Source organism: Synechococcus sp. LTW-G, from assembly GCF_054459035.1.
The window spans coordinates 486,102-509,983 of record NZ_JBTKYW010000001.1; the positions used below are offsets into that span (position 1 = coordinate 486,102).

Here is a 23,882-nt window from a genome sequence, read left to right on the forward strand (position 1 = left end):
CCCCTACCCGTGTCGCGCTACGAGCGGCAGTGTCTCAATGGCTGCTTTATCAATCTCGGATGCTGCCAAAGCGATTGGGCATTCCAGCCGCTCACAGCTTTATCGCCTGATGAATGATGGCAGGATTGATGATTTTGTCTGTTGGCGTGGCGGTAAGCGCCTGATTGAAGTCAACGGTCTTGCTGCTGCCGTCAAGGAAGCAACTCAGCAGCGTAGCAACAGTGCCACAGTTGTTAAAGCAGATGGCGCCGTTGATTGGGACAAGATTGCTGAAACCTGCAATGGCTGGCTTGCAGGTGATGGTTGGTCAAACCGCCCGTGGAACGGGACTCAGTGGGCAACGCTCTATTGGTGCATCCTTGACGCCACCTCAGAAATAGGTGGTGTGTAATTTCAATTCCGCTGATTGATGGTCGACAAAGTCGATACTGTCACATACGTTAGAGGCAATTATATCAGGTTCGGCTTCGTAGACTTCTAACGAACTACATCTTTAGAGCGGTTCAAGAAAACTTGAAATCATCAGATAAATCCTGACTCAACCGTGATTCTCGCTTCAGCAATACTAGTACAAAGAGCAGTGTAAACCAGGCGTCATTCACATCCAAGCAATAGGCAGAAATACATTCGAGATCGTTTGGGATACATCCGCATGGCAGTGCGAGTCATCTGAAGCAAAACACTTTTACAGGCATCCTTTGGGATGCCTAATCTGATAGACGAATAAGTGCTAGGTTATTTACGTCAGCTCTCATTCAATGCATAGCGCGAAGAATATCCTTCAATCAGCAGGGGCAATGCTTGACCAATTGGAGCACGCGAAAGCCATTAAGTGCATGACTGACTTTCTCCGTCATCGCTATGTTCCTAATACTGTGTGCCTACCCCCGCCGACGCGGGTAGATCGCTTACAGATTTGTCTAGCGTGCGGCGGAAGTGCGAAGAGATGGGCTAATTTCCTGGGCACAGCCAAGCATCTAGTGGATATCGGCGAAGAGGACTGTCTTCTTCAGGAGACGTGTAATCAGATAGCCAGTAGGATCAGCATTTCGGGGCATATTAAAGTCTTAGTTGACAGCCGTAATTGCTCTGCATATCAAGCAGTTGAAGGATGTGAACTCGTTTATCGCAATGGTGACCCAGAAGAAGATGTTGCTATTGAGGTTCTTTCAAATCCAAAGGTTATTCCTGTAGAAGGAGCAGACCTACTGCTCCTTATGGGTGATGTATGTTTTTCGGAATTGGCGATGGATCATATAGCAGATTCTGTGCTGTCAGGCGGTTCGCTCAGAGTGTTCGGGAGGAGTGGATTGAACAAGGATTATGGTAATACCGGAGGTGAGATCTTCGGAGCTTATATCCCATCAAGTGAAGTTATCAATATCCGCCACTTTTACGAAACCTGCAAGAAGCTATACTTCGGAACTGATAGGCTTGTAATGCACAGGTATTCAACCTGGGAAGTTCTGGCACTTGTTACTGCGGCTGGAAGAATCAGCGGTGAAGAATCCCTTTCCCAAATAATTCGGCATCCCTTTTCACTGAGAGAGTTGCTACCAGAAATGAAAGCAGCATTAGAAAATGGAGACTTTATTGAATCGATATGGCGTGAAATAAATGATGAGACGGAAGACTTCGACTTCCCAATTGAGTATATCTCTTGGCTAAAGAGGAGAGTGGAAAAGAGTCTTTGAGTAAATCGCACTAATCAATGATATCTGGACTGCTTTGCCTAGCAGGCCTGGAGCGGAACTCTTTTTACTATTCAGTATAGTTATAAACTGTGACCAATTTAGCGGCCTACACAACAGGAGAATGCTGATCGGCTCTTCTGCTGAAAAACGTCCGACATTCGGAGAAGCTGCCCATCGCCCGTCACATTTGAAGCTGACAGCATGGGCGAGTGAGCGCTTACATGGCATGATTGAGTAACATTCTGCGCACATTGCCTTTCGACAGTGCGCCTAAGAAAACACCGAAAGATATTTTGTGCCTAGACTGAAAGCATCATGTTGGCTTAGACGAAATTTGATGGCCTTGAAATCTCAAGTAATTCAGTCAGCAAACTTATTCTTGAATAGGCTCGATTTTGAATCTATGACTAATTGCCTGCTGGATTATTTACATTCTAAGCCAATCACCGAAGAGCCAAGCGGGCTAAGTCCACTGATTCACGACAAATTAAGCATAATGATTCCATGTGGAGGACTTTCTTCGAGATGGAATGCTTCATTTCTCCCTCGCAAGCATATTCTCGATCTTGGCGATGGCGTTCCTCTGATAGAAAGAACGATCCAGCAATTAGCCAGGACTTTCCCTCAGTCACTATGCTCAATCATAGACTCCGACTCTCATGATTCTGCTGTGGCTAACAATTATGACCACTTTTGCCAGCAGATTCCTCTAATAAATAAACCATCAGATCCGGTAGGCATCGAGATTCTTGAGAACAGCCTAGGTCTAAGTAGTCACTCAGGCAGGTCACTGCTTTGGCTCTATGGCGATGTTTGCTTTACCTGGGAAGCGCTGCAAGCTATTGCGTCTCAAATTGCCCTAAATCCTAATTCACTTTGCTTCTTTGGCAGAAAGCATCCTAATGAGGCTTTTGCGAATTCAGGTGGTGAAATCTTTGGAGCCTATGTTCCAGTCGCCATGAAAGAATGGCTCCTTCATGTCTACAGGTTCATAGAGAGACTGGCGATCGGGATGCCTCTCCCCAGGGTAAGTACATGGGAGGTTGTTTCATACCTTTCGCTGTTTAAACATGATTCTCTGGAGCTACTCCCACCGCCATCGATCATTCGCAATGACACTCAGCTTACCTGCAATCTAATGAGTGAAACATTTTCCAAGAGGTCATTCAATCCAGCCATATGGGTAGAGATCAATGATGAGACAGAAGACTTTGACTATTCCTTTGAGTACATAAGAAGACTCTACTGGCTAGCACTCAGATAGCCCGCAATTGCATGATACGCGCCAACTATTAGCAAGGTATGGCAAGGGATGCAAGCCTTGGTCTATTGACAATGAGTCACTCCTTATTAGGGTTGCTAGCAAAAAGTAGAAGTGTCGGATCCCGCTTCTTCCCTTAATTCAAAGCTGGTCTATTTCGCCATAAATGAATTACTCGTCAATGTCGTCATTCAACTGAATTGGATAACTCTTTTTCTCTTTTAAGTTACTCGCGGGAATTCGAGCATATATGTGTTAGTTGGCGGCAGTAATAGAACTCTCTGCCTGCCAGCCACATACCTATGGTGCGATTTGCTTGGTTGAGGGTGCGGATGCACCCCCAGCCGTTCAGGACTGAACTGTTCCCGCAGTCGTCCTCCCCTGTCATGGCTCAGGTCGTGCTGGAAATGCAACCTCAGAATTGGAGTGTCGGTGTAGCGCTACCACGGAATGCTTTGAGCAGACCCATCCGTCGCAGCTAAATATCCTGTTCAGCGGTCCAGAAGCCTTTGGCATCGAGCCGGTAGAGGCTGCTGATCGCTCTGATGCGCTGGAGCGGGCGTCAGAACTCCATCCCGGGTGCTTGATGGCGGCGCTGGAAGCAGAACGCGTCCCTGACCACCTGAGGCAGTACGTGCTGGCTAGCTGGTTGAAGACGCTCTGACTGGCGTAGTAGCAGCGTCATCGTCAAAGGCCGCCTTCAAGTCTCAGGTTGCAAAGCGGGAGTAGCTGTGCAGGTGTGTCTCCAGGTCATGCCCCATGGCATCGGCAATTTGCTTTGGAGTCCGGTAGCCACCGTCAGCAAGCGGTCTGGTGTGCGCCACGTAGCTGTAGCGATGCCGGAATGAGTACGGCACAAGCTTTTGTCCTTCCATTGCGACTTCCTGCTTGAGGCACTGCCAGACCTTTTGACGGCGCAGGAAAGTACCGCAGGCCTCACCCGCATGGCCATCTGCCCCAAGAGGTGGCAAGGCCTCACGCAGGTGGACACGTTGGCGGAGATTCCATTGCTGCGGACCATCAAGGTCATGGACCATGAGCGGATGGAGCATGCGTGGTTCGGTGCAATCACCAGCAGTGCCGCCCTTGCTCTTCTCGTAGTTGCTCCAAAGCTCTTCGCCTCCGTTCCTTGTGTGGAGATAGCGAAGGTCTTCAGGCCTTAGGCCATAAACGGCCATGAGCTGGAAAGCGAAGCGCCACCGCATACCGGCCTCGTCATCCGGCAAGGCATCGAGCAGCCGGAGAATCTGCTCATCGGTCAGTGGATACCCATCGACCTTTTTCTGGCGTTTGGCGCCAGTGGAGTCGATCTTTTTGGCTCTGGCCATGCGCTTGGCCGGAGGCCGCCATATGGCCTTGAAATCCAGTTCATCAACGCAATAGTTCAGGAATTGGGTCAGCGCCTGCCACATGTGTCGGTGCATGGTGTCCTTGCCCTTCCATGGCCGCAGCACCTCCTCGCAGAGGCCTTTGCCATCAGTTGGAGCAGAGCGACCGGTGAGGAGCGTCACCGCTGGCTCCAGGACAGGAAGGTATTTGGTGCAGAAGGTCTTGGCGGCGACTTGGTCAGGAACCTTGTAGGCCTCGAATCGCTGCAGAGCATCCGCCCAGTTGTCCTCTTGATAACTGCTGACTTTTTGGCCGAAGTCGGCGGCGGCTTTGAGGCTCAGGCCACCGGTTTTGTAGGCCGCAATGATTTCCCGAATGCGGACGAGGGCGTCCGGCCAGTCGTCTTGATGCCACTGGTATGGCAGGCCTACGGATTGCTTCTTCCCGACTGCTGGGTCGTGGACTTCAAGCCGGATGCGTCCGTGGTCGTTGCTAACAAGCCAACCACTGGGAGCCGAGGCCTTGATGCCATTGCGGAGGCTCTTGACCCATTCCGGTTGCTCGGCCGCCTTTGGCATTTCGGGTAATTCGGGTAAAAGTCAGGCCATCCGCCATGGAAGCGGTGCCATTGGAGCACTTGCGTGAAGTTACCCGAAACTTCGGGTAAAACCAAGGCTGCGAATGCGGTTTGGTGCAGTCTCACGCAGAAGAGGCAAGGCGCCAAAAGGCCTCTAGCCAAGGGATTTCACAGTCTCACTAGGGCAGAACACATGCTTTGGGAGCACTAGGTCGCAGGTTCGAATCCTGTCGCCCCGATTGAGAAAGAGCGTTGCCTCGCAAGGGGTCTCAGGCATGAGCACCTCGACCTAGGCACGTTCGCCGACGGCCGACGCCGACATTTCGCCGACAAGAGCCACCCTCCCGTTTGCTCTGTCCGTGGCTAAGCCGGGGTGTACGAGAGAAGTCCGTGGGCAAGCTGTTCGACCTGGCCGTTGAGGTCTCTAAGGACGAGATCGTCGGGACGTTGATCCACGCAGAGAGTGCTGAGCAGGCCAGAGCCTTTGGACGGGATCTCTTTCCAGGCTGCAAGGTGATGGCCGTCCTGCATGAGCCGGCCGGTCTTGCACTGCGGAGGCAACCGGAGCCATAACAGTGCAGGAACTTGGTCAGTTCCTCCTTACACCATCTGAGCGCTCCGGGGGCGGGGCGCTTTTTTGTGTGCGTGCGCTCCTAGGCACATCCGCCGACGTCCGCCCCCGAGATTTCGCCGACAAAAGCCATCCCCCCTTTCGCCCTGACCTTCTTTCTTGCGAAGGACTGATTGATTCAGCCCTGATTGTCGGGATTTGAGTAATGCTTCGGGCTGTCATTAACATTTAGACGCAACTTTTACTCTCTCCTGTCGGACTACTCCAGCGGGACCCGGTATGGTTTTTATTGCTGGCGAATCCTCTGACGGAATCTTCTGTTCTTCGCCAAGGCTATCGCTGTTCATGACCTTGCCCGACAGGGTCTACTCGGCTTGAGGAACATTTGGATGAGACTTCTTTTCGGCGCACTGCTTGTTCTAGTCGCTATATCGGCTCGAGCTGAAACAGTCGTGGTTCCGGTCCCTAGCCCTTTTAGCTACGAGTCCACCAGCCTGAAGCGACTGCCACTCGGTGGCAAAACAATGCGATACATAGGTTTCACTGGTCATACGACAATCGTTCTTCCAGCGAAGCCGGCGCGGTTTAATGCGGGAAAGCCGGGAACTGTTCGGTGCGACCGGAATAGCTGCTGGCGGGATGGCTATGTGGAGCCTTCCTTTGTGAGCGGTGAACCCGAAAGATCAATTCGCAAATTCTTTGATTACCAACTCGACTGCAAGGACAGGACCTTTAACCGCGTTGGAGATGCTTCTGTACCCGGCAACTTCGCGAAGGGCTGGCAATCTGTCACCACTGATCCCACAGCTCTAGCTGTAGAGACAACGTGGTGCCCACGAATAGACCAGTTATCTATTTAAGCCGGCTCTGAGGCGACTCCCAACCCAGGTCTGGCGACAAGCAAACAATAACGGATTCGCTAGAGTTGTTGTAATCGACGATTTAGATCGTGACGACTACACACCACCCAACCTTTGCGGCGAGTAGTGCTGTTCTTGACCAACTTCGTGCAGAAGCGCGTCTGGAGCAGTTGCAAGCTCGGAGTGATGACGAGCCCGACCGCTACGAGGGAACACTGAACCCTCAGTACCGTCGCACCGCAACGGATTTCTAAACAATGAATCTTTCAATAGACCAGCAAGTTGATGCTGCCCACAGCGAGGCAGAGCGCATCGAAGCTGATGCCCTTCAGATCGAAGCCAGAATCGTCAAAGCCGGTGGTATCCCTCCTCGGCGGCAATACGGAAAACCTGTCAATAGCGAAGCCATTCGCCAGAGCCTGACCCTGGTTGGGCTGCTGAATAAGCGTGATCCTGCTCTGGCTTCGTACTTAGGTATTCAGTCAGGTAGCTACGCCCGTGAGGCTGCAGAGCGTGCTGAACGCCAAGCCGTAATCGAGCGCATGCAGGCACTCACTGAGCAAACCAGGCAGGCAAATCAAGCTGCCCAGCTTCATCGTGAACGCGCCTCTAATGCAGGCATCAACCCCACCACCGGCTTGAGGTTGATCTGATGGCACTGATCGCCAAGATGCACCCCACTGCCAACTGGTTGCGGGTGCCGGACCAGATCTATCGAGCTGCTCTTGAGCGCAACATCGAACTGGGTGCAACTGACCAGGAGCATTTTTGGGGGACAGAGTTGCCAAACCTGCTCCAGCACTCCCAGTACAGAGCCCAAGCGGCAGCCCGGCTGGCTGAACTCGAGGAGCGCAGTACCGCCATCAGCCTCGAAATCAGGGCCCGGGTCGGCTCTCAGCTGGAAGAACAGGCTCTCCTGGACGAGGAAGCGGCCCGACTGGCAGAGCTTTTGGTGGCCTGTGATGAATGATCTCGCCGCCCTGGGCCACGCCCTAACCACCACCGCAGAAGCGGCCGAAGCTCGCGGATCACTGCCTCAAGCCCTCGCTGCAATGACCCCACTGGCCTTTGTCGGCTTGCTTTTTGCCGGCCGGGAACTGCTTTTGCTCGCCCTTGATGCCGAATTGCAGAACGGCAGGAGGTGACTGATGGCATCCCCCACCGTCGTTCAGGATCGAGTTGAAGCGGCCAGAAGCCTCCTCCTCCAGGGCGCATCGCCATCGGCTGTCGTGACCACACTGACCCAGGTGGAGGGGGTGTCGCCAAGAACGGTCCGGCGTGCGGTGGCCAAGGCTTACGCCTCAATCCGTGCTGATCTCGAGGAAACGGGCCTGCATCGACAGGAGTTGGTCAGCCAGTGCGTGCATCTATTGCTTGAGTCGGCCCGGCAAGGTCTGGCCAGCAACAACGCGGGTGCGGTTGTAGGCGCGGTCGCCCAGCTCGACAGGCTTGTCGGGCTCAGCCATCAGAAATAGCGACCGGGCTGGCCTTCAGTCAGACGAACCCCCGGGCTGGCGTCGGCGCCATAAGAGAGATGGATGCAATGTTTGGGCTTGAAGCCGGCAGCAATACTGCCGATTAGTTCTACTGCTAGTGGTTGCCTCGGTCATGATCAGCATCCAATGCTTGAAATGGATCCGGTCTTAGCTGACAAAGGAAATCTATCCTTGAACGGTATCAGTCGCTACAGCCTTAATGCAGAATCGCGACTTTTCAGGCTACCAAAAGATAAAGCGTGTATCCTCGCCAGTCAAAAGCCTGCTGGGCGCACTAAGTAGATGTCGAGCTTTTCTGTTAGCCAGGGATCCTCTACTGTTCAGATCAGCTCTGACGCAGCTGGGTTCCATAAAGATTCCGCCAACAGATACTACTTAAACTATAGCGGTCTCTCATCGGCTTCGGATTCATTCGTTATCTCTTTCGCCGATGGGGCGTCTATTCGGCTTACCGACTTTAGTGAGATTAATAATGGTGCTTCATCGAACTCCCAAATAAACGTTATCGGCATACCAGCATCGCCTGAGGGCTCTTTTCAGAGTAGCTTTAATATCATTGGAGGCCAAGGCTGGAACGGCACATTTGATGTATACGACAACAGCAGCAATATTTTGCTTATCGATGATTATAGGCCACAAGGGAATATCTTCATTGATAATATTTACTTCGAGCCATTTGCGCAGTTCGGTTATTCTAGTGGATCACTGACTATTCAGAGCCCTTATAGCCCAAATTTGCTGGCGAGTTCATGGATTGAATCGTCGGGTCTTGGCACCTTCTCTTCTGGGCCTGCCTCATATATAGGCGGCAGTGGAGGTACACCTAATAGCCAGCAATACACATCAGGCGGTGGTGCAAATCCATGGGTTTTTGCGCTAACAGGTGTGTCGTCAGAACCAATTTGCTTTGCAAAAGGAACTTTAATTTCTCGGTCAGACGGCTCAGAGCTTCCCATTGAGGCATTAGCTGTTGGAGATATCGTCGCCACGTCCAGCGGAGACCTGCCAATTAAATGGATCGGCAGGCGGACTTTGCATCGCCGTCTAAGCACTTTAAATCAATACAAAAACTTTATCCCAGTGCGCATTGAGGCTGGTTCGCTGGGGGCGAATATTCCGAGGAAAGATCTGCTGGTTTCGGACTGCCATGGAATATGCGTTGACGGCAAGATTGTGAACGCAAGTTTCTTGGTTAATCAAATCAATATTTACAAGGATGCTGACAGCAACCACCCATTCCAAGTTGACTACTTTCATCTTGAGTTCGAAGACGAGGTTATGGTTATGGCCAATGGGGCGCAGGCATGCTCATACGTAAATGCTGGTAACAGGAGAAACTTTGACAACTACATGGAATTTATTTCCAGGTTTATCAACATCGAATCAACTGTAAGGTCTTTGGTCTACAACTCTGATCGTTCAGTGCAATCTGCTGAAGGCAAGAAGGATCGGATCATTAGATCCTGGCAGGTTTCTGAGTCGCAGTGTGCTTGAACTCAGTGCGCTGCCGGCTACCTGCCCACAAGCCGCAACACCATCTCCCCGAGCCCTGTGCCAGTCGTTTTGAGACGCCAGAGACCCTGTCCAGCCAGGTTTGTCCAGACCCTCGATCCGAAGTCGTATCGCTGCAGCTACGACCATTTGGCCGTAAGTGAGACCCCAAAACCCAGACCCAGCTGGGCCCAAGACTCACCGTCGCCGGTGAACTGGCCTGCGCATCTGTCGAACGCGCCATCACGCTGCCGCTGTTGAATCCAGGTCCCAGAAGCTCGAACCGCTCCTAGTGAAGAGGCACAGAGTGCTCAACCCCGAGCTTGTGACTCGGTAGGTCTGTCCATCTGCCTTGCTTTTGAGCATGGCCTGCAATTCGGCAAGCTCGCGCTGTTCGTGCTCCTCTGTCTGACTCCAGCCCTGGTGTGTGAGGACTTCGATGCGGTACACGGAACCCTGATGTGGTGTGGTGGGCGCACAAATTCGATCAACCGTTCGGCGTTGGGGGAAATTGACAGGAAGACTTTGGGATCACGTCACCAAGAGCTAATAGTCCACGCAGTAAAAAGCCGGAGTCCCACCCCCGGCCATGTCTTCCCTTACCTAGTTGTCCGCAGTGTTACGGGTCAAGAGAAGCGGCGCCAGTAGACGTTGCCATGGGTACGGCTACCTATGTGCCCGTTGGATTTTCCCGACCTAAGGGGATCAGGGTGCAGAGGGAAAGCCCGCACCCCTTGAGCAGGACAAAACACAGCGCGAGGGGTTCCGTGCACAAAGCCATGGACGCTCCTCTTCCCTCAAGCTGCCCCCGCTGCCGAGCGATCAAGCTCTCCCCGAACAGCACATTGCCGTGCCGACGGACAACCTCGTCAGTCGAACCGACTGCACTTGCAAGAGCCAGAGGCATCTACCAATCGTCGTCCCGTGTGAGGTGATCAAGGATCTTCTGACGAAGCTCACGCCTGTCTTCCCGCATTTCGTCACCGCCAACAGAGGCCAGCAAAAAGCGGTAGTCCTCTGCGCAGCCATCGAGTGTCCAGTTGGGGGCGCGGATGCCTGGGGAGCGCTTGATCGCTGCCTTGATCCTGAACGTCCCACCTCTGGTTTCTTGACCAACCAAGAAACGGAAGGGGCATCGGATCAGGAAGCGGCAAAACAGCGCCACAAGCACAGCTGTTACAACGCTTCAGCCAGCAAGCGCGAACAGCTCCCTACAGTTCGAAATATTCCTTTACAACGGGATTGCTCGGCATGTTCACGCTTGAAAAAGCTGCCCAGATCTTCCCGGAGACGCGTTCGGCTGATGTTGTACCTGCGATCACAGCACGCTTTGCGCTACTGAGCGCAGAAGATCAGCTCGCCCTGATTTGGTACGCCTATCTCCAGATGGGCACAACGATCACGGTGGCTGCCCCCGCTGCCGCCCGGATGCAGTTTGCGGAACGCATCCTCAACGACATCAAGGCGATGGGCTTCCTGGAGCAGAGCCAGGTGATGTGTGATCTGGCAAACCGCAGCGATACGGAGATCGGCCGGACTTATGCGACCTGGTCGGTCAATATCAAGCTGGGCTTCTGGTATCAGCTCGGTGAGTGGATGGCTGCCGGTCAGGTGGCTCCGATCCCGGAGGACTATCAGCTCTCAGCCAACGCCGCCGCCGTCCTCAACTCCCTCAAGGGTGTTGAACAGGGCCAGCAAATCACCTTGCTGCGCAATTTCGTGGTGGACATGGGCTTCGATCCAGCCAAGGGCGAAGGTCAGCGGGTCATGGAGCCCGTTACTCCTCCCACTCCGGAAGAACAGCGCAAGAAGGTGTTCATCGAGGGGGTGATCAACCCCACGGTGAACAGCTACATGGATTTGCTCAACGCCAACGACTTTGACAACCTGATCCAGCTGTTCCTGCCCGACGGCGCTCTTCAGGCTCCGTTCCAAAAGCCGATCGTGGGCACCGATGCGATCCTGCGTTTCTTCCGCGAGGACTGCCAGAACCTCAGGCTTCTGCCTGAGCGTGGCTACGCCGAACCCACTAACGACGGGTTCACCCAGATCAAGGTGACCGGCAAAGTGCAGACCCCCTGGTTCGGTGCCGGCATCGGTATGAACGTGGCCTGGCGCTTCCTGCTCAACCCCGAAGGAAAGATCTACTTCGTGGCGATTGACCTGCTCGCATCACCGGCCGATCTGCTCAAGTTCGCCCGTTGAGCCTGCTGCTCAACGGAGGCTTGATCTTGGGCTGGGGACTCTCCCTGGCCCTGGCACTGGAGACCAACACAACCCAAGCCCCTCTGTGGCTTTTGGTGGTGTTGGTCCTTCTGCGCACCCAGCTGCAAACCGGGCTGTTCATCGTGGCCCATGACGCCATGCATGGTCTGCTTGTCCCAGGACGCCGCCGCTGGAACAACGCCATGGGTGCTTTTGCGCTGCTGCTTTATGCGGGCTTGCCGTTTGCTGGGTGTTTACGGCAACACCAGCGCCATCACCGTGCACCGGGGAGTCTCCAGGATCCCGATTTCCCAAACGACCTGGAGAGCAGTGCCATCAGTTGGTATGGCCAGTTCCTGGCGCGCTATCTGAGCCCCAGGCAGATGCTGCTGTTACTGGCTGGTTGGGGACTGACCCTGGGTCTGACCGTAACGGCAGCCGAGGTGCCTCTGGCGGTCGCGATCGAGCGCGTTCTGCTCTTCATAACGTTCCCATTGCTGTTGAGCTCCCTACAGCTGTTCGTCTTCGGCACGTTCCTGCCCCATCGGTGTCAACGACAGCCAGAACGGCGAGCCCAGCCGATCAGCCTGGACCTACCGCCGTGGCTGTCTCTGCTGACCTGCTTCCACTTCGGCTATCACCGTGAACACCACAACAATCCAGGCTTGAGCTGGTTTGAACTGCCGGCCGCCCGGTCGCTGCACCGGTCGCTCGCAGTGGCAGAACCGCTCCGGTAGCGTCTGAAACAGCGTGGTCAGGCCAGATGAATGAAGCGGCGACTGACAGCTGGACAGATAGCGAGCAGGCCATTGCTCGAGCTGCCTTTGAGACGGCCTACAACCGTGCCGTCATGCAATTGGTGGCCTCTGTGCAATCAAAGGCCTCCAACCTGGGTGATGTCAGCTCGGTCTGGGCGCTGCACGACTTTCTGAGCATCGAGCGCCACACCATCGAAGGCCGGTTTGATTTCCGCCTGGAGGGGATCTTGTTTGTCTTTGCAAGCCTCGTGAAAGACGAGCTTCTGCAACTTCAAGAGCTCGAAGGACTCACAGCCGACAAGCTGGCCAAGATTTCGGCCATGTCTCGGTTCTGAACAAAACTTGGAACGCGTTGACCGGCTTGGGCCGGCGCACCAAGGCGAGATCAGATTCCCAATAGTCCACGCAGGCCGGAGACAACCTTGCTCATCTCGGCTTCAGTGATCTGCCCCGACTCAAGTAATTGCTCAGCGAGGGCGATCTTGGCCCTGGCCTCCTGAAGCCTCAACAGACCCGAACACGTTTTTTTAAAGCCTGTTCCTCCAAGCGGGATCATTAGCGCCACACCGCCACCGAGATCGCTCTGGGTTCCAATATTGCTGCCATTGGAGAGAACAAGGCTATTGGTGTTATTGGAGAGCGCCAAGCTGTTGAGTTGCCGGCCATAGAAGACCAAAGTCGCCGGGGATCGGTCGGTTACAGAGCACGTACTGCCATCGTCGAGATCCAGTTCAATCTTGGGCTGGGGGGCGTACACAGAAAAATCCTCCAGCTCAAGCCGCTCACCACTTCTTACGGGACCACCCAAAAGCGCGAGCAGGATTCCGTAGCCAAGAGCATGGAACCACCAGCACGACCATTTCGATCGATGCGCTCGACAACTGGCTGGTATATGACACATACAAAGTAAGGAGTTCGCGTCGAGATAGCGGGTTCAAAGGTAAGCAAGACATTCCTAAACTTATTCCGCGGGATTTTGAACTTTGCTGGCACTATCCTTACAGAGTCGGTGAGAATCGATCCAGGCGTCTCATCGTCGACTCCAGCACCTTTGAGCCGCACAGTCAGTCGCACAGATTTTTTGTAGTCGTGGGACACACCAAGCTTGACTCTGACCCGTCCACTCTTCGCGCTGAACTCTCGCTTATCCAGAAAAGCGGTCTGGGCATTGGCATGCCCAGACCACAGCACTGCGATCAGAAGAAGAATCGCTCGAATCATTAATCAGAGAGAGGTACAGGTTGCCGTGGCCTGGATCTCATAGTCACCAGCAGTCAAAAGCCCTGCACCGTTGTTCTCGACAATGGAAGTATCGATAGCGCCATCAGAACGAATGACACCTCCAGACTCCTGACTAGAAGCTGAGGCACTACTAGAGTTATTCGAGACCAGCGAAGCAAGCTGAATACTTGGAGTCGCTTCAGCAGCACCTGAAGGCGCACTTAACTGCAAGGCACTCAACACGATCTTGGAATTGCCATTCGCTACATAGCGATAAGAACCAGTACCGCTCAGACTGTCACCGGCTGCCGACGGTTGCATAGCGATTGGACCACCTTGGTTGCTGATATTGCAGAATGTCGCAATCGTTCCTGTGGCTTTAATCTCAGCCGAGGTAGAGGCAAGCAAAGGAGTCGGGGCCATCAAGGAGATGGCCAAGGCTGTTTTCAGAAAGTTCATGCAAAGGCTGCAAGGACCTTTTTTGTTCTACTGGTGAGAATTGACGCTGAGCGCCGGTTACCGCAGCCAAAGCAGATCTGCACCAAAAGACTGAACACTGTCGCCACACTGAGACGATTGCCCCGCAGGATGCTGAGAAAATGCGATGCATTCCCAAGACTTGTGTCTGGCTTTGCGAACCTCAGCCTCCAGGAGCATCCACTCCGCAGAGGTGGGCTCACCCTTGGACGTCTTGTAGGTGAGTCACAACTCGACGCTGCTTGTACGGGTGCAGAGCGTCAGCAACTGCTGCTCTAGCAGGTTGATCGCTTTGAGTGGTTCCACGCGGCGCACGCGCGAGCCGCCAACTCTCCAAGTCTCTTGCTATCTCAGCAGAGAACCGCAAGGCTGGGAGCACACACAGGCCACGCAGCCCGTGAGCACGAACCCTCAAAAAGACATCCGCGATCTCCAGCGGGAACTGGACAAGGAACAAGGTCAGGAGCGCAAAGCGATTGTCAAAACGGCCAGCAACAAGAACCAGAAGGCAGGCAGCTTTGACGCGATAGCCGTTGCCGTTATTGGCCTGGTCCTCAGTGCCGTAGCAGTGGTCTCGGTTGGGCGAATGAGTGAAGTAGACCGACGCGCCCTTGCAATCGGCCTGACAAGCGGAGCGATTGGCCTGGCCGTTGGCTACGGAGTTGGTCGGATCAGGCGCTGACGATTCCGCCCCCAGCCCCACCTAGGCCATAACCGAGCTGGAGGCGCACCACAGACCCACTGCGTCCGAGCTGGGAATGCCATCGCTCCACCCATGGTCATGAGATGTGGGTCGGGAGCTGTTGCCTGACGCAGTTGCTCTAGCCCCTCCATTTTCCTTTGAAATCGGAGTAGCTGTTGGTGATCAGAGCGAGGATGGCTGCATCAGGGAGCGGACGACTGGCGATGACCGATGCCCAGAAGATCGTTCTCACCTCCGTGCTCTCGACGATGTTCGTGCCGGTGATGTTCCTGGCACCCAGCTTCTGCACAGAAGCGACCGGTAACTGGCAGTCAAGCCTGGGCGCCTGGCTCCCGAGCGCGTTGTCCGCTCCAGTCGCCACGGCTGTCCCAATGATTGGGTTCGCCCTTCCTTGCGGCCTCTTTGCCTGGCTCCTCTCCAGGATCTGGATCAAGAACTAGCGCTTGGGTCAGGGAGCGCCTTGAGTCCTGAGCAGTCAACCAGCTTCTGCTGACCACGAATGAATCGCTTGCGCTGAGGGCTGTCGTAGTCACCTTCGATTAGCTCCAGGAGATGTGGGTCAACCTCCCAGCCAGCACGTAATCGGGTGTAGGCCTCCTCCCTGTCCATGGTCAGGACGACTCTCTCAGTCGTCGTCTGTTCTGATCTGGCTGCATCAGCAGCAGGTCTTGATAGTCGGCAACGCACTCCAAGCACTCGCAAGGAACTCCATGGAGATCCCAGCGGTCCAGCGTGTAGCCAGTTAATGCGGCTTCGTCGTTGTGGAACTTGGTCACATTGAGGTGACGAAGGTCGAGTGAACGCTCTCGTGAATCACAGAGGGGCGCAGTCGTGCAAACCGCCCATGTCCTGGGGATCACACTGTTTTTGGTAGCCATTGCTCCTCGATCGCTAGATGTCTTCCACTTTCAAGCCGAAGAGAGATGCAGTCTCTGCTGATCGAAATGGAGATCAGAAGAGCAAATGGACGAGGCAGCAGAAGCGATTGGACTGGCTGGGTTCAGCGGACTCAAAGCCCAGCAAGGCAATGAGAATCAAGCAAATGTGACCTACATAACTGACAGGAGTATCTTGAAAGTCAATTCATTCATTGCGCTCACGAGCACCCAGCCCTGCAAAACGTGTAGCGATCCCGAAGCCGGTCTTTAAAATGCTTGAGGAAGTGCAAAAACTGTAGAAGCCTGGTCAATATTCATCGCGAGCTAGAGCAATGATCATTGTTCAGCGTTTTGACGCGGCAGGGCAAATATGGATCGACGAGGTGGTGCGGCATGCTTGGTGGAATGCGTACACCACCACAAAAGCCAGGTGCTGGGTTTCAGGAAGGAGTTACAGAATCGTGTCTGGACACAGCCGTGATGTGCTGCATGAGTTCCCGGTAGACGAGTACGGGAACTGCTGTCGACTGAAAGACTTGAGACCTACAAAGAGCCAACTACATCCCTGAGCCACTAAGCGGCTAACCAGAAGTGAATGCAAAAGCTGGCGTCCTCTTTTCTGAGCAAAGAATGGCGGACCGGTGGCACCCGTCTTTTTGGGATCCGCCTCTCCGCTGCTGAGTCGCCTGAGCAGTGACCTCGCGATCAACGTGGGTGCTTCTTCAGGTAGGCAAAAACCGTTTGGTCATGAGCCGTCGTCCAAGACTCGCGCCCGTGCATCGCAATCGCAAATTCAACAGCATCGATTTGCCGCTGTCTCTCACGGTGCGATGCAGCATCGATAGTTCGCAGCATGCACTCGTTCATCAGACCCTAAAGGTGGCGTTCCTGACCTGAACCACCGCTATCCTCAGTTATCAGTAAACAGCGCTTGAGGGGGTACAGGGAGCCTCTTCAGCACAAATGCATCAGACACCAGCAGATGCAATGCGGCGTAGACCTACTTCACCTTTATCTCTCGCCAATCACTACGCTGGCACCAAAAGCGAGACCGAGAAATGGTGAAGAGCCTGTCAGCATTCCTGATCACACTGGTTGCAGCATTGCTGCTAAATGTAGCGCTAGTTTCTCGACACTATGATCAAAAGCCGCGTCCATATGAACCCGAGAGAATAACCAGTGGAGACATAGTCCAGCTCAGAATGCAGGAGTTGCTCCCCCTAGAGATCAATCCAATCTTCGAACCTTCGACACGACGTCAACGACAAATCCAATAGCAGAAGAGACCAAAACTTCGCATCTGCAGCCTGCCTGTTCCGATGCCAGGAAAAGTGGCGATGACTTGGTTCTTTTCATGAACCCATCGGCTGCTGGATTGCCCGAGCAGCCGCTGTCATGAGCGTTGGACGAATGAGTGAAGCAGACACAAGCGGTGCTGTTGGCCTTGCCGTTGGCTATGGAGTTGCTCGGATCAGGCGCTGAGGATTGCACCAGCAACCCCACCTAGGCCATAACCGAGTTGGAGGCGCGGTGAAGACAGCGCTGTCCGAGCGGGGGCCCACCACATGGCCCCCAACAACTCGAACCTGAGGGTCAGCGTGCTGTTGCGCTCACCATCAGGCCTCCCCGTGGGATGGGACTGGGCACCAGCTGCAGCGAAAGATCTTGATCCGGCTCCAGTTCCAGCTGAACCTGCTGCAACAAGCCAACGACCATCAAACGAATTTCCAATTCGGCCAGGGCTTTACCGAGGCAGACCCTCTCGCCACCGCCAAAGGGCAGCAGTGTTTGCCCAAACGAACCATCGAGATGGCGCTGCGGACGGAACTCCGTCAGGTCTGTGCCGCTGCTGGTCGCCGTTGGCGTGAGCGCCACCTGGATCACACTGTTCGCTGGCACGGCCACATCAGCCAGCTCAATCGCCTGCAGGCTGCGGCGAAAGAACCCACCCACCGGCGGGGTTTGCCGCATCACCTCGAGCACGGTGGCATCCAGCCTTTGTGACTGCACTGCTGTGGTCGCAGGCCACCCAGTGGCCATGACATCGCTCTGCAGCCAATCCATCACCTCCGGATGCAGCAGCAAGGCGCGAAACAAGCAGCTCAGCGATGACGCGGTGGTTTCGTAACCAGCGAAGAGCAGCAGCAGTAGTTGCTCCGCCAGATCGTCGTCCTCCAGAGGAATCCCCGCCTCATCCAGGCCACCACTGAGGAGATCGAGGCCACCTTGATTGCGGCCCTCCTTCAAGACATCTTTGATGCGCTTCAGCAACCGCTGGCGAGCTGCCAGGGCTTTGGCAAAGGGTGTACCCGGTATCGCCAAGGGAATCGAGAACAGAGCCTTGGTCCAGATCTCAAAGTCAGCGAACAGGGCGTCACGGCGATCCGGATCGAGCCCCAACACCGTGGAGGCGATCACGGCAAAGGCGAAGCGGCGCATCCTCCCGGCCAGGGGAACTGGGCCACCAGCCGAGGTCAGCTCCTCTGCGAGCTCATCCACCAGGCCAGAGATCGATGGGGTGTAGCGGGCTAGGGCTGCACTGGAGAACAGCTGACCGACCACACGCCGGCGGGCCTTATGACCCGCTCCACTGCGGTTGGCGAGGGAACGACTGCCTAGCAGCTGTTTGACACTCTCAGGCCACCAGCCCTCAAGTAACTCGCCTTGGCGAAAGAGATCGTTGATCGCCCGTTCGCCTCGGATGAAGACGATGGGCTGGGTCAGCAGCTTGGTGGCAAAGACATCGCCATAGGTCTCAAAACGCCGCTGGACAAAGCTCGGATCGCCGAAGAAATCAAGGGTTTCCTTCAGGCCGCTCACCGCACCGGTGTTGGGCAGGGGCTTGACAGGCATGGGCCCAGGCGCGCGCAGGCGATCAACTTATCGATTGGATGACGGCGTCAGACAGAGGGGACTGGGCCATCAACACAGGGGCCGGATCCGTCAACGCCTTCAGGTAGCGACGACGCTGCGCGCTGTCCTCTGGACGAGCCTCCTGTTTCGCGCCATCCAGGCCGGAAGGGCGCTGTCCATTCAATGGCTGCTGCAGTGAAGTCAAAAAAAATCCCCCTGCCCACCGGAAAGTGTCAGGGGTGAGCTATTCCGTCCCCCCGTTTCGGGGTTGAGTGAATCATCGGATTGATCGTCACAATCGCGATAGCCCCATTTGGGGGTAATTACACAGCAGCAGCCGTAGAGGTCTTGCGTCGTTGGACGGCGTAAACGGCAGCGCCTGCGGCTGCAACGGCCAAGCCACCGCTGACCGCAAAGAAGACCAGGGTCTGAAGAAGCAGCAAGAGGGCGCCCAGACCTGAGAAGGTCGCAATCCGAATCTTGGACTTGATCAAAAGCGTCAGCAACAGAATCACCGTGGCCTTCAGACTGAGGATCTTGGCTCCAGCAATGGGGCAAAAGGGGTTGAGCAGCATGACGGACCGAGCACTCCACCCATGCTGGTGCCGCCATCGCAGGAGCGCGAGGACAGCAGCAAGCAACACCCTCTGCCCGCGGCACTCCCTGATAGCGTCCAGCTCACACGGATGGGCGGCAATGCTGACTGGACTCTTTGGCGTATTACTCGCGGCCCTCTCCTTCGTTCAAGTGCCTCAGTGGGACAACGACTGGACAAAATGCTCTGTGTCCGTCCCCGACACCGCATGCCACTGGTATGTCGTCAATCCGGACAACACCTTCGGGAAAGGGTTCAGCTGGATCACCGCTCCCAAATTGGATGTTGCGGCGCTGCAAGATGTCGCAGCACAACATGAATTCACCGTTCAAAACGGTTACCAGACGACGGTTGAACTGATGGATGCCACCTCTTCAGTGAAGTACGGAGACGACTACTAAGCCTTAAGACCATCCTCGGGCCGGAGGCAGGAGGATGGAATCACTTTTCAAGGTGCGGCTTATACCCCCTTCGTCGAGCGATAGTTGACACCGCGGTGCATCAGATTCGCTTCTTGAGCTGTACATTGAAAGAGAGCATGGTGCCTGTCAACACACCAGTTTTCATGGCCATATCCCCAAGGCAAGCCGAGTTCAGATGACGCCTCATGCTGGACACTGTTCAGCTGCGCAAGAGAAATCGCGACGATAATCTGATCATCTAAAGGATCAACGTTGTAATCAAGCACAGTTCCCCCCAGTGCGATGGATGAAGAGGGGCCTCTGCACAGGATGATCCCCGAAGAGAACCATGGAAGCGAAGGATTCTCCCTATGCCTTGAGGTGGCACACCTCAGTTATGGCCTGCAAGGAGGAAAAGGGCTATGAGCATTTGAACGGATGCAGAACGCCACCAAACGATGCACGGCTCCAGAGGAGCCTTTGCTCAAAGCTCTAGAGATCGCTGCCTATCGAACTGATGGCCTCTAAAGGACCATGAAAAGCTGGCCCTGACGTGAGCGCCGGAAGGAGCTCAGGATCCAAAACAAGCCGCTGATAACGCTTGGCCTGCGCGGACCAAAGGTCATCATGGCTGCTATCCAATACAAGTGACCGATCTCCGGCAACAGGAAGCAGAATGAACTGATCAAACACGTGAAGAACTCAATAGCAAAAAGACTTTTTGACGACAATCGGCACGCAGGAGGAAACGAGAAAACGAATGGTGCCTTGGAAAACAGCGGAGATATCAGAAAGAAAGAACGCTCTTCCCTTGTTGATCAGCCAAGAACAGGCCCGAGAAGCTCTATCCGAAGTCAGCGGGGAACCGCTCGGAACAATGAAGCCGTAAAAAGCCTGTCCTTGATCCAGACAACCCGAATGCGGAGAAAAGACGCTTGAACACTGCCGTCACGCGCCCGCAATGGGGATTGGAATGAACGGGCTGTGGTCGCTGTGGGCGACAACAAGCCGATATCTGAGCCTTACTCCGTGTATTTCAGTCGATGTGAGCGGCGACCATGCAGTGAAGGGCCGAAGCAGCACGCCTGTGATGTCAGAGGTCAACCTAACACCGCACCGACAACAACCCGACTCTGCACAAGGGGCATCAGCATGGATGTCAGCCGGCCACGCCAGATCGAAGGACAACGGAAATTCTTCTAAAGCTTTTGGAACCCAGGACCAGAACGGCCTATCAAGAGTGTGGTTTCTGTTGCCTCAGGCAATGCTCGGTTTTGATGTGACCGCCCAAACTCCCCACGGTGAGAAACGGGTGCACCTGGTCGCGATCAACGAATCCGTGGCCCTGAGCCTGGCCAAACGGGCCTTTGGCGACCATCCCCTAAGCATTCGCACCTGCACCGGGCCAACCCGCCGGCAGCGGGATTCAATCCCCATCGAGGACTGAGTCGCCAACTGACGCCTTGCCAGAAAAAAGCGCCCCCGAAGGGGCGCATCCAGCACTTGCGGCAACGATCAGAAAATCGGCACCACAACCCGGCTTAAACCGGCCAACTGAGCCTGTTCAAGACGCTTGGCCTTGAGGATCTGGGCGCGGATAAGGGCGAGAGTGTTCATGGCATGAGCCTCGAGATGACAGCCCCGTTCCCTGCTGTCAAATCATGCATCCCCAAAGGGGACGAACGTCTTCAAACTGTAGCGACTGCTACTGCTCAAAAGTGTGCCCTGGTGTACTCAGCCCTGCATTAAGGATTGCAGATGCTCAATAGCGCGCGGCTCATTGCGCGCTGTTCTGAATGTTCAGAAGTGCCTTGCCATCTGAACTGACGGAGACCTCGGTGATCACTGCAGGAGACCGTCCTTCCATCTCCCAGCCAGGAGGGCCGCCGGAAAACCGAAAGACGAAACCCAGGGCATCGGCTCGCATCAAACAACGCTGACGCGCAAGCGTTGTCGAAAACATGCAGGCCGCCGGCACGTACTGACCCAACCCACCGTTGAGTGCCACTGCTTTTGTCCGCGCCAGATTCATTGCACGCTGAAACGCTGGCCCCTCCTTCTGCAAGCGCTCGATCTGATCAAAGGTCTGCTGAACGCCCTGTGCACTGGCCTGGATGGGCATCCAGGGCACAACAGACAGGAGCAACAAGGCTTTCAAGAGAAAGCGTTTCATCTCTTTCCCTTCCAGAACAGAACGAAGAATGAGCGAACTCTGGTGCAAGCCAGACCTGGAAGCAAGCACAGAAAAAAGCGCCCCCGAGAGGGCGCCCAGATCAGAAGAGAATCACCCCCGGATCACCAGAGACCGCGCACGGGTTGCTTGACCGGCTCGGGAGCTTCGGCGGTGTAAGCCGCGATGCAAGCCGGGGTGTTCATGTACCAGCTGAGCAGCGATGTGGCCTGCTGGCTGTTCTCAAGAGCGTTGACATCACAGACCTTCATTGAGCCCTGGAGGCGCTGGTCAGTGGGCAACATCTTCATCATTCCGTAGCTCGAGAGCTTGCCGTCGGCTGAGTCGAGAATGATGGCGCTACGCACGGCCTGCAGGCTGTTCTGCTGGCTGTAGTAGGGGGTGTAGTTGTTCTCCTGAATGCTCTCCTTCAGGAACTGCTCGCCCTTGGGGGAATACAGGAAGCGAGCCACAGCGGCCACATCCACGCTGTATTCCTGCTGGAGACCAGCCTGAAGCTGTTGCCTGGACCAGCCGGACAGATCCGAGAGGTTCTCAGGAACGGGGTTATCGATCACCTCGGCACCGCCCAGGGGCAGCAGGGTGTTGGAGCGAACAAAGCCATAGCCGACAGCACGAGCCGTCATCCGTGGCCCGCCATGGGGAGGAATAAAAACGGCTTCCCCATAGGCAACTCCAGACTCATCCGAGGAGAGAGGCAAGGGGGCCTGGGGATTGGCCTGGGCTGAGAGGCCCAAGAACAAACAACTTGCACCGGCAAGAGGAACAATCAGTTTCAACATGGAAGGCAACTCGAGAAGGACTCTGCAAATGAACCCTTCCCGATATGGAAACCCCAAGAACCAGGCAGCTCAGATCAACTCTTTGTCTTTATTTTTGAACTCCAAGGGGCGCAGATAACAGACAAATTGGCTACAGAAAGACCGCAAGATGTAGCGAGAAGAACAAACGCGTCCAGGAAAATATTTCGCGCGAAAGAAAAGCATCAAGCCAGCCAACCCCTGGCGATTCAAAAGGCGCACGCCGCTTGCGTCATCGGATGTCAATCGGCGGGGTCTGCTTGCTGGTGATCCGCTCCACCTCTGCTGCTCGACGCGCCGATCCCGCCTCGCCCAACTCAACCGGAAAGCGGTTGGTCTTGAGGTTGCTCTGAAAGCGCCTCCAGAAGGAGCGGAACTTGTCTTTGCAATAGGCAGCCATCTCACCTCTGTCGAAACAACGACTCAAAGAAAGGATCAGCTGATCACTGTCGAATGCTTTCGCAGCTCAGGCAATGGGTATTCAGGCCGATTGCCATTGGCTCAAGCAACCGCCGGCTGATCCAACTGCCAGCAGCGGGAGCCCTGCGGCGTGAAGACGCAGAGGGTGCTCAGCTCCGGACTGGTGACGCGATACGTGCGGCCATCGGCCTGACTCTTGAGCATGGCCTGCAATTCGGCGAGTTCCCGCTGCTCGTGCTCCTCTGACTGACTCCAGCCCTGGGGTGTGAGTCGTTCAATCCTGAACATGAAACCCTGCATGTGGTGGAGCACAAGCTCGGTCGCTCCAAGCCATTTAGGGGCAATCGACAGAAAAGCTTCGAGATCAAGCCAGCGGCAATCACCCTGCCGGGGAACGGGGAGCCAGCCCCAGATGAGCAACACTTCCGCTCCGCGGCCAAGAACCCAACCAACATCTCGATACCTATGAAGTGACCAAGCCCGAGGGCCAATTGATGAGTCCCATTGCAGACGTCGTCTTAATCGCGCTCTTCCTCTGGGCTGCCTTTGCGGTCGTGCGCAGGCGCACAGCACGCAAAGGCGGCGCCTAATCGGACCAGCCCTAAGCAGAAATACTCAACCAGGGGAAACGGTTCAACTTGAACCAGTCGACCGATCCACTTCAGCAAAGGTCTTGCGATTGCAGGAGAGCCATGGGGTTCATCGCCGTCTTTGCCGCTTGCTACGCCGCAGGTGCGGCAGCTGTGCAACTTCAAAACACCGGCAAGGCCCGCGCCAAGAGCGCAGTCGGAATCTGGGAGACCGGCTCACGCTTCTCCGCCCTGAAGCAAAACAGCTACTGAGTCACCCCGAGAGCAAAGACCGATCCACAGCCCCGGCCAGAGCGAGACAGAATGTAAAGACTTCGTAACAGATCTCTCATGTCTCTCGGGGCTGTCTTTCTGAGCTCAATCGCCACAGGGGTGGTCACCGAAGCCGAGGTGTCCTGGATCGCTTCCCACCAGGGCTCCTTCAACCGGCGTGAAGCGGCAGTGGCCCTACGGCTTGGGCGCCTGCTGGATCAAGGCACGGTCAACCTTGGCTGCCGCCTGGGTTAGCCCC

At 55.2% G+C, this 23,882-nt stretch carries 26 protein-coding genes; 17 read left to right on the plus strand and 9 right to left on the minus strand.

From position 1 onward, the window contains the following. Positions 1 to 37 precede the first annotated feature (37 nt). From ACXIQ9_RS02605 to ACXIQ9_RS02615, 3 genes are all read left to right on the plus strand, one after another. Positions 38 to 391 carry a hypothetical protein gene (locus ACXIQ9_RS02605; RefSeq protein WP_459015440.1) on the plus strand — a complete coding sequence of 118 codons (354 nt, stop codon included), beginning with the start codon at positions 38 to 40 and terminating at the stop codon, positions 389 to 391. 589 nt (positions 392 to 980) lie between these two features. Beyond that, the gene (locus tag ACXIQ9_RS02610; RefSeq protein ID WP_459015442.1) at positions 981 to 1,694 is read left to right on the plus strand and encodes a hypothetical protein; all 714 of its coding nucleotides are present in this window, start codon (positions 981 to 983) and stop codon (positions 1,692 to 1,694) included. 337 nt (positions 1,695 to 2,031) lie between these two features. Further along, positions 2,032 to 2,958, plus strand: coding sequence for a hypothetical protein (locus ACXIQ9_RS02615; RefSeq protein ID WP_459015444.1), 927 nt, complete (start codon positions 2,032 to 2,034; stop codon positions 2,956 to 2,958). A 704-nt stretch (positions 2,959 to 3,662) separates the two neighbouring features. On the opposite strand, the gene ACXIQ9_RS02620 is transcribed toward ACXIQ9_RS02615, so the two are convergent. Further along, the gene (locus ACXIQ9_RS02620) at positions 3,663 to 4,862 is read right to left on the minus strand and encodes an integrase (RefSeq protein ID WP_459015446.1); all 1,200 of its coding nucleotides are present in this window, start codon (positions 4,860 to 4,862) and stop codon (positions 3,663 to 3,665) included. A gap of 389 nt (positions 4,863 to 5,251) precedes the next feature. Here ACXIQ9_RS02620 and ACXIQ9_RS02625 point away from each other — a divergent pair, with 389 nt between their 5' ends. From ACXIQ9_RS02625 to ACXIQ9_RS02660, 8 genes are all read left to right on the plus strand, one after another. Further along, positions 5,252 to 5,434 carry a hypothetical protein gene (locus ACXIQ9_RS02625; RefSeq protein WP_459015448.1) on the plus strand — a complete coding sequence of 61 codons (183 nt, stop codon included), beginning with the start codon at positions 5,252 to 5,254 and terminating at the stop codon, positions 5,432 to 5,434. A 1,115-nt stretch (positions 5,435 to 6,549) separates the two neighbouring features. Next, positions 6,550 to 6,945: a hypothetical protein gene (locus ACXIQ9_RS02630; protein ID WP_459015450.1), complete on the plus strand. Its 396-nt coding sequence runs from the start codon at positions 6,550 to 6,552 to the stop codon at positions 6,943 to 6,945. Further along, positions 6,945 to 7,262 carry a hypothetical protein gene (locus tag ACXIQ9_RS02635; RefSeq protein WP_459015452.1) on the plus strand — a complete coding sequence of 106 codons (318 nt, stop codon included), beginning with the start codon at positions 6,945 to 6,947 and terminating at the stop codon, positions 7,260 to 7,262. The genes ACXIQ9_RS02630 and ACXIQ9_RS02635 overlap by 1 nt, the downstream gene beginning before the upstream one ends. Next, positions 7,255 to 7,437 carry a hypothetical protein gene (locus tag ACXIQ9_RS02640; RefSeq protein WP_459015454.1) on the plus strand — a complete coding sequence of 61 codons (183 nt, stop codon included), beginning with the start codon at positions 7,255 to 7,257 and terminating at the stop codon, positions 7,435 to 7,437. Before ACXIQ9_RS02635 ends, ACXIQ9_RS02640 begins: the two co-directional genes overlap by 8 nt. Positions 7,438 to 8,070: 633 nt before the next feature. Then, positions 8,071 to 9,282 (plus strand): Hint domain-containing protein, encoded by a 1,212-nt coding sequence (locus ACXIQ9_RS02645; RefSeq protein WP_459015456.1) that lies wholly within the window; start codon positions 8,071 to 8,073, stop codon positions 9,280 to 9,282. Positions 9,283 to 10,530: 1,248 nt separating this feature from the next. After that, positions 10,531 to 11,484 (plus strand): orange carotenoid-binding protein, encoded by a 954-nt coding sequence (locus ACXIQ9_RS02650; RefSeq protein WP_459015458.1) that lies wholly within the window; start codon positions 10,531 to 10,533, stop codon positions 11,482 to 11,484. Beyond that, complete coding sequence (locus tag ACXIQ9_RS02655; RefSeq protein ID WP_459015460.1) at positions 11,481 to 12,221, plus strand: fatty acid desaturase; 741 nt, start codon at positions 11,481 to 11,483, stop codon at positions 12,219 to 12,221. Before ACXIQ9_RS02650 ends, ACXIQ9_RS02655 begins: the two co-directional genes overlap by 4 nt. Positions 12,222 to 12,247: 26 nt before the next feature. Then, complete coding sequence (locus ACXIQ9_RS02660) at positions 12,248 to 12,577, plus strand: hypothetical protein (protein WP_296420861.1); 330 nt, start codon at positions 12,248 to 12,250, stop codon at positions 12,575 to 12,577. A gap of 50 nt (positions 12,578 to 12,627) precedes the next feature. Here the strand turns inward: ACXIQ9_RS02660 and ACXIQ9_RS02665 are convergent, their stop codons facing one another. Then, complete coding sequence (locus tag ACXIQ9_RS02665; protein ID WP_459015462.1) at positions 12,628 to 12,999, minus strand: hypothetical protein; 372 nt, start codon at positions 12,997 to 12,999, stop codon at positions 12,628 to 12,630. 467 nt (positions 13,000 to 13,466) lie between these two features. Then, on the minus strand, positions 13,467 to 13,922 hold the full coding sequence (locus ACXIQ9_RS02670) for a hypothetical protein (protein ID WP_424163200.1): 456 nt from the start codon (positions 13,920 to 13,922) through the stop codon (positions 13,467 to 13,469). Positions 13,923 to 14,337: 415 nt separating this feature from the next. Here ACXIQ9_RS02670 and ACXIQ9_RS02675 point away from each other — a divergent pair, with 415 nt between their 5' ends. Continuing rightward, on the plus strand, positions 14,338 to 14,622 hold the full coding sequence (locus ACXIQ9_RS02675) for a hypothetical protein (RefSeq protein WP_424163198.1): 285 nt from the start codon (positions 14,338 to 14,340) through the stop codon (positions 14,620 to 14,622). 194 nt (positions 14,623 to 14,816) lie between these two features. Beyond that, a complete protein-coding gene (locus ACXIQ9_RS02680) occupies positions 14,817 to 15,083 on the plus strand; it encodes a hypothetical protein (protein ID WP_459015465.1) in 267 nt (88 codons plus the stop codon). A 2,031-nt stretch (positions 15,084 to 17,114) separates the two neighbouring features. On the opposite strand, the gene ACXIQ9_RS02685 is transcribed toward ACXIQ9_RS02680, so the two are convergent. Beyond that, entirely contained in the window at positions 17,115 to 18,374 is a 1,260-nt protein-coding gene (locus ACXIQ9_RS02685) for a cytochrome P450 (RefSeq protein ID WP_459015467.1), read from the minus strand. A 323-nt stretch (positions 18,375 to 18,697) separates the two neighbouring features. Continuing rightward, positions 18,698 to 18,949 (minus strand): hypothetical protein, encoded by a 252-nt coding sequence (locus tag ACXIQ9_RS02690; protein WP_459015469.1) that lies wholly within the window; start codon positions 18,947 to 18,949, stop codon positions 18,698 to 18,700. Positions 18,950 to 19,070: 121 nt separating this feature from the next. On the opposite strand from ACXIQ9_RS02690, the gene ACXIQ9_RS02695 reads away from it, so the two are divergent. Both ACXIQ9_RS02695 and ACXIQ9_RS02700 read left to right on the plus strand, forming a co-directional pair. After that, positions 19,071 to 19,370: a hypothetical protein gene (locus ACXIQ9_RS02695; protein WP_296421760.1), complete on the plus strand. Its 300-nt coding sequence runs from the start codon at positions 19,071 to 19,073 to the stop codon at positions 19,368 to 19,370. A gap of 1,264 nt (positions 19,371 to 20,634) precedes the next feature. Beyond that, positions 20,635 to 20,817 (plus strand): hypothetical protein, encoded by a 183-nt coding sequence (locus ACXIQ9_RS02700; RefSeq protein ID WP_010316152.1) that lies wholly within the window; start codon positions 20,635 to 20,637, stop codon positions 20,815 to 20,817. A 330-nt stretch (positions 20,818 to 21,147) separates the two neighbouring features. Here ACXIQ9_RS02700 and ACXIQ9_RS02705 read toward each other — a convergent pair whose 3' ends face one another. The 4 genes from ACXIQ9_RS02705 to ACXIQ9_RS02720 form a co-directional block, all read right to left on the minus strand. Then, positions 21,148 to 21,543 carry a hypothetical protein gene (locus ACXIQ9_RS02705; protein ID WP_296421761.1) on the minus strand — a complete coding sequence of 132 codons (396 nt, stop codon included), beginning with the start codon at positions 21,541 to 21,543 and terminating at the stop codon, positions 21,148 to 21,150. A 122-nt stretch (positions 21,544 to 21,665) separates the two neighbouring features. After that, positions 21,666 to 22,343 carry an alpha/beta hydrolase gene (locus ACXIQ9_RS02710; RefSeq protein ID WP_459015472.1) on the minus strand — a complete coding sequence of 226 codons (678 nt, stop codon included), beginning with the start codon at positions 22,341 to 22,343 and terminating at the stop codon, positions 21,666 to 21,668. Between the two features lie 250 nt (positions 22,344 to 22,593). Next, positions 22,594 to 22,761 (minus strand): hypothetical protein, encoded by a 168-nt coding sequence (locus ACXIQ9_RS02715; protein ID WP_459015474.1) that lies wholly within the window; start codon positions 22,759 to 22,761, stop codon positions 22,594 to 22,596. Between the two features lie 101 nt (positions 22,762 to 22,862). Then, positions 22,863 to 23,069, minus strand: coding sequence for a hypothetical protein (locus ACXIQ9_RS02720; protein ID WP_459015476.1), 207 nt, complete (start codon positions 23,067 to 23,069; stop codon positions 22,863 to 22,865). A 404-nt stretch (positions 23,070 to 23,473) separates the two neighbouring features. Here ACXIQ9_RS02720 and ACXIQ9_RS02725 point away from each other — a divergent pair, with 404 nt between their 5' ends. Continuing rightward, positions 23,474 to 23,623 (plus strand): hypothetical protein, encoded by a 150-nt coding sequence (locus ACXIQ9_RS02725; protein ID WP_247477668.1) that lies wholly within the window; start codon positions 23,474 to 23,476, stop codon positions 23,621 to 23,623. Positions 23,624 to 23,701: 78 nt separating this feature from the next. After that, the gene (locus tag ACXIQ9_RS02730; protein ID WP_010316135.1) at positions 23,702 to 23,878 is read left to right on the plus strand and encodes a hypothetical protein; all 177 of its coding nucleotides are present in this window, start codon (positions 23,702 to 23,704) and stop codon (positions 23,876 to 23,878) included. Positions 23,879 to 23,882 lie beyond the last annotated feature (4 nt).